The organism is Bradyrhizobium sp. (genome assembly GCF_049798375.1).
Lineage (GTDB): Bacteria > Pseudomonadota > Alphaproteobacteria > Rhizobiales > Xanthobacteraceae > Bradyrhizobium.
Map to the genome: position 1 here is coordinate 1 of NZ_JBARGP010000085.1, position 4,856 is coordinate 4,856.

A 4,856-nucleotide genomic window follows, 5' to 3' on the forward strand; every position below is an offset into this window, starting at 1 on the left:
GCGATCGAGGCCGCATGCAGCTTCGTCAGGCCATGACCGGCCGCCTCGACGCCATAGATCTCAACCGAAGGATCATCGAGGAACGGATGGAATAGGCCCATCGCATTGGAGCCGCCGCCGATGCAGGCGACCAGCGAATCCGGCAGGCGACCTTCCAACTCCTGCATCTGCTCGCGCGTCTCGTTGCCGATCACCGACTGGAAGTCGCGCACCATCATCGGGTAGGGATGCATGCCGGCCACGGTGCCGATGCAATAGAAAGTGTCGTGCACGTTGGTGACCCAGTCGCGCATCGCCTCGTTCATCGCGTCCTTCAGGGTGCGCGCGCCGGACTGCACCGGGATCACCTTGGCACCCAGCATTTCCATGCGGATCACGTTGGGCTGCTGCCGCTCGACATCGACGGCGCCCATATAGACGATGCAATCAAGACCGAAGCGGGCGCACAGCGTCGCGGTGGCAACGCCGTGCTGGCCGGCACCGGTCTCGGCGATGATGCGCTGCTTGCCCATGCGCTGCGCCAGCATGATCTGGCCGAGCACATTGTTGACCTTGTGCGAGCCGGTGTGATTGAGCTCCTCGCGCTTCAAATAGATTTTGGCGCCGCCGAGATGCGCGGTCAGCCGCTCGGCGAAATAGAGCGGCGACGGACGGCCGACATAGTGCTTGAGATAGCCGTCCATCTGGGCCTTGAAGGCCGGATCATCCTTGGCTGCGGCGTAGGCCTGCTCCAGCTCAAGCACCAGCGGCATCAGCGTTTCGGCGACGAAGCGGCCGCCGAACATGCCGAAATGGCCGCGCTCGTCGGGGCCGGAGCGAAAGGAATTGGGACGTTGCGTGGTCATCGGCTGGTCAACTCTTCGGTGGCGCGCGCAGCGCGGACAAAATCTCTGATCATGTCGCAATCCTTCACGCCGGGCGCGCGCTCGACGCCGGAGGAGACATCGACGCCGCCGGCGCGGGTCACGCGCACGGCCTCGGCGACGTTGTCGATGCTCAGGCCGCCCGAGACCATGAAGGGCCGATCGAGCGCAAGGTTTTCCAGCAAATGCCAGTCGAAGGCGGCGCCAAGCCCGCCCGGACGCGTCGCATCCTTCGGCGCGCGGCCATCGAACAGGATGCGGTCGCAGACCGCGGCATAGCCGGCGAGCGGCGCCAGGTCGGCTGCGGTTGCCACCGGGATCGCCTTCATGACCGGCAGGCCAAAGCGGCTCTTGAGATCGCGAATGCGCGCGATGCTCTCGTAGCCGTGCAGCTGCAACAGGTCCGGCCGCAGCATCTCGACGATGTTTTCGATCGTCGTATCGTCGGCATCAACGGTGAGCGCCACTTTCAGCGCGCGGCCCTTGGCCGCAGTGCCGAGCTCGCGCGCAGCCTCCAGGCCGAGGTGCCGCGGCGACGGCGGGAAGAACACGAAGCCAACCATGTCTGCGCCGGCCGCGAGCGCCGTGTCGAGCGTCTCGCGCGTGGTCAGGCCACAGATTTTGACGAGCAGGGACATGGTACAACGGGTTCCGGAGCGGACAGGAGAACGTCCGCTTGTGCAGCGCCTTCTACAACGCTGCGTCCTGCTTGTCTCGCCTGTAAGGCCCAAACAGACCGGGCGGAGGACCGGGCTGGAACGACGCCGGCAAACGCTGCGATCCGCCGTGCGGCACCACGGTAGCTTTCAGGTTGGCCAACTCGGTCCGCGCGGTCTCGGCATCGGTGCGGTGCTGCCGGGCGGCCCGCCGCCAGCGGCGTTGGCCGATCCAGGTGGCGCAGCCGCCGACCAGCACGCCTGCGGCTACAGACGCGATGATCAGCACGAACAGCGGCATCGTGTACGTCAGCACCGGATCGCCCGAATTGAACGGATCGAAAGACACCGTCACATCATGCCGGTTCGCAACTGCGAACACGACAAAGAGAACGAACAGCGCGATGATGACCACTGTGGTGAGAAATTTTCGCATCCGCCAGCCTCACGAGCAACATGGATGACTGCAACAACCGATTTGGCCTTGCGATCCAGCCTGATGGGGTGGATTTGACATTCGCTTCAGCAGCGCGGCGGGACATTCAAGCGAATGTCAGAGCCGGACACTAGGCTTCGTCTGCATCCGCGTCGTCAGCGGCCGACGGATCATCGCGATTCAGCCGCTCCCGCATTTCCTTGCCGGTCTTGAAGAACGGCACGCTTTTCTGGTCGACCGGCACATGCGCGCCGGTCCGCGGATTGCGTCCGGCGCGGGCTGGACGGTGCTTCACCGAGAAAGCGCCAAAACCGCGCAGCTCGACGCGATCACCGCGTGCAAGGGCGGCCACGATCTCGTCGAGGATCGCATTCACGATATTCTCGACATCCCGCTGATAGAGATGCGGGTTGTGCTCGGCGATACGCTGAACAAGCTCGGATTTGATCATCGAGAAGGTGTACCCGGGGAAAGTCGGCTGTCCATTTCCGTGAAAATGCCTCAGGCTGTCAAGACGCTAAATCATTCAAAGGCGACGCGAAATTGCGTGACAAAGCATCAAGACGAGCTTTGCCGCGACACACGCAAAACGGGAAATCGTCGACGAGGCGGCTTTGACGGGAATTAGTTCCCGCTGCCGGGCTGCCACAATGCGAGCATGCCATCCAAGGCGAGCCGATCGACCGCCTGCGTCATGCCGGTATGCTCGATCTGGCGCGCAATGGAACCAAAGCCCATCGCGTCGAGGGTGATCGAGGCTGCCGTGCGCAGGAAAGTGAGATCGCCGAAGCGCGGCGTGAGCTTGTAGTCGCGCACCGGCAGGTCTTTCTTAACGTTCTTCTGCGCGACCAGCCACGCCACCGCGGTCTTCTCGTCGCCGAGTTCATCGATCAGCTTCAGGTCAACAGCCTGACGGCCCGTGAAGACGCGGCCATCGGAAACCTTCGCGAGTTGCGCGTCATCCATGCCGCGCCGGGTTTTGACGAGATCCTTGAACCAGGCGTAGGAATCCTTCACGAGCGCATCGAGCGCGTCACGCGCCTCCGGGCTGGTCGGCTCGTAGCCATTGGGCGCAGCCTTCAGCGGGGTGGACTTCACTTCTTCGATCTTGACGCCGACGGTCTTCAGGAGATCGCTGACATTCGGGAACTGGAACAGCACGCCGATCGAGCCAACCAGCGAGGTCTGTTGCGCGATGATGTGGTCGGCCCCGATCGCGGTAATGTAGCCGCCCGAGGCGGCGAGGCCTTCGACGACGACGACGAGCGGCTTCTTCGCCTTCAGCTGCACCAGCGAATCATAGAGCTGCTCGGATCCCGCGGTGGTGCCTCCCGGCGAGTTGATATGCACGATGACGGCGGCCGCAGACGAATTCCCCAGCCGCTCCAGCGCCTCGGTGCGCTCCTGGTTGCTGCGGATCAGGCCCTCGATGTTGACGCGCGCGATCGAGCCGGTGGCCGACAGCACGGCGGTCCCGCGCGGCGACAGCACAAGTCCAGCAACGGCCAATGCGGCGATCGCGATCAGCACGGCGGCGACCCGCCAGAACGTCAGCTTGCGGCGCAGCCTGCGGCGATCAACGATCACATCCGAATCGAGCGACATGGAAATCTCCAGGAAATGACAGCCGGTATTGCATCCGCAGGGTGAAAACAGCGTTATCTGCTTACATCAATTGCGGCGCAATATGAAGAAAGCATGGCTCGATGCTGCGGCGGGTTTGCGCTGGCGCGCGAACCGGAATGACGCCTGAAACAATTCACTTGTAAAAAAGCCCCGACCTTTCGGCCGGGGCTTCGATGTCTCGCGATGTGAGACGGCTTACTTCTGGTCGCGGTTCTTGAGCGCGGTGCCCAGGATGTCGCCGAGCGTAGCGCCCGAATCGGAGGAGCCGTACTGAGCGATGGCTTCCTTCTCTTCCGCGACTTCCAGCGCCTTGATGGAGACCTGCACCTTGCGGGCCTTTTTGTCGAACTGGATCACGCGCGCATCGACCTTCTCACCGACGGCAAAGCGTTCGGAGCGTTGATCGTTGCGGTCACGCGCCAGCTCGGAGCGCTTGATGAAGGAGGTGAAGTCGGTGCCGGTGATCTTGACGTCGATACCGCCATCCTTGACGTCAATCACCTCGCAGGTGACGACAGCGCCCTTCTTGACATCGCCCGGCTCGGCGAAGGGATCGCCTTCGAGCTGCTTAATGCCGAGCGAGATCCGCTCCTTCTCCACGTCGACGTCGAGCACCACGGCCTTGACCACGTCGCCCTTCTTGTAGTTGTCGATGACCTGCTCGCCCGGCTGCTTCCAGTCGAGATCCGACAGATGGACCATGCCGTCGACGTCGCCCTCGAGACCCAGGAACAGGCCGAACTCGGTCTTGTTCTTGACCTCGCCCTCGACCGTCGAACCGGTCGGATGGCCTTCGACGAAGACCTCCCACGGATTGCGCATGGTCTGCTTGAGGCCGAGCGAGATGCGGCGCTTGACGCTGTCGACCTCGAGCACCTGGACTTCGACTTCCTGCGAGGTCGAGACGATCTTGCCGGGGTGCATGTTCTTCTTGGTCCACGACATCTCCGAGACGTGGATCAGGCCTTCGATGCCCGGCTCCAGCTCGACGAAGGCGCCGTAGTCGGTGATGTTGGTGACGCGGCCCGAGAAGCGCGCACCCAGCGGGTACTTCGCCTCGATGCCCTGCCACGGGTCGTCCAGCAATTGCTTCATACCTAGAGAAATGCGGTGCGTCTCGTGGTTGATCTTGATGATCTTGACCTTCACCGTCTGGCCGATGGTGAGCACCTCGGTCGGATGGTTGACGCGGCGCCACGCGATATCGGTGACGTGCAGCAGGCCGTCGATGCCGCCGAGGTCGACGAACGCACCGTAATCGGTGATGTTCTTGAC

General features: G+C 63.0%; 6 protein-coding genes. All 6 read right to left on the reverse strand.

The annotated features are described in order from the left end of the window. Window positions 1-845 (reverse strand): tryptophan synthase subunit beta (trpB, locus tag WA702_RS03925; protein WP_425109221.1); only part of this gene is annotated, 845 nt, incomplete at its 3' end. Then, complete coding sequence (locus tag WA702_RS03930; RefSeq protein ID WP_425109222.1) at window positions 842-1,501, reverse strand: phosphoribosylanthranilate isomerase; 660 nt, start codon at window positions 1,499-1,501, stop codon at window positions 842-844. The genes WA702_RS03930 and trpB, both read right to left, overlap by 4 nt. A 52-nt stretch (window positions 1,502-1,553) precedes the next feature. Beyond that, window positions 1,554-1,955 carry a lipopolysaccharide assembly protein LapA domain-containing protein gene (locus WA702_RS03935; protein ID WP_425109223.1) on the reverse strand — a complete coding sequence of 134 codons (402 nt, stop codon included), beginning with the start codon at window positions 1,953-1,955 and terminating at the stop codon, window positions 1,554-1,556. A gap of 130 nt (window positions 1,956-2,085) precedes the next feature. Then, window positions 2,086-2,406: an integration host factor subunit beta gene (locus tag WA702_RS03940; RefSeq protein WP_425109224.1), complete on the reverse strand. Its 321-nt coding sequence runs from the start codon at window positions 2,404-2,406 to the stop codon at window positions 2,086-2,088. 173 nt (window positions 2,407-2,579) lie between these two features. After that, a complete protein-coding gene (gene sppA, locus WA702_RS03945) occupies window positions 2,580-3,560 on the reverse strand; it encodes a signal peptide peptidase SppA (protein WP_425109225.1) in 981 nt (326 codons plus the stop codon). 216 nt (window positions 3,561-3,776) lie between these two features. Beyond that, window positions 3,777-4,856, reverse strand: a 1,080-nt coding sequence (locus tag WA702_RS03950; RefSeq protein ID WP_425109226.1) for a 30S ribosomal protein S1, incomplete at its 5' end; no start/stop codon positions are given.

Coding starts and splice junctions, on each gene's coding strand:
- WA702_RS03930 (WP_425109222.1), bottom strand. CDS start 1,501: ATGTCCCTGCTCGTCAAAATCTGTGGCCTGACCACGCGCGAGACGCTC.
- WA702_RS03935 (WP_425109223.1), bottom strand. CDS start 1,955: ATGCGAAAATTTCTCACCACAGTGGTCATCATCGCGCTGTTCGTTCTC.
- WA702_RS03940 (WP_425109224.1), bottom strand. CDS start 2,406: ATGATCAAATCCGAGCTTGTTCAGCGTATCGCCGAGCACAACCCGCAT.
- sppA (WP_425109225.1), bottom strand. CDS start 3,560: ATGTCGCTCGATTCGGATGTGATCGTTGATCGCCGCAGGCTGCGCCGC.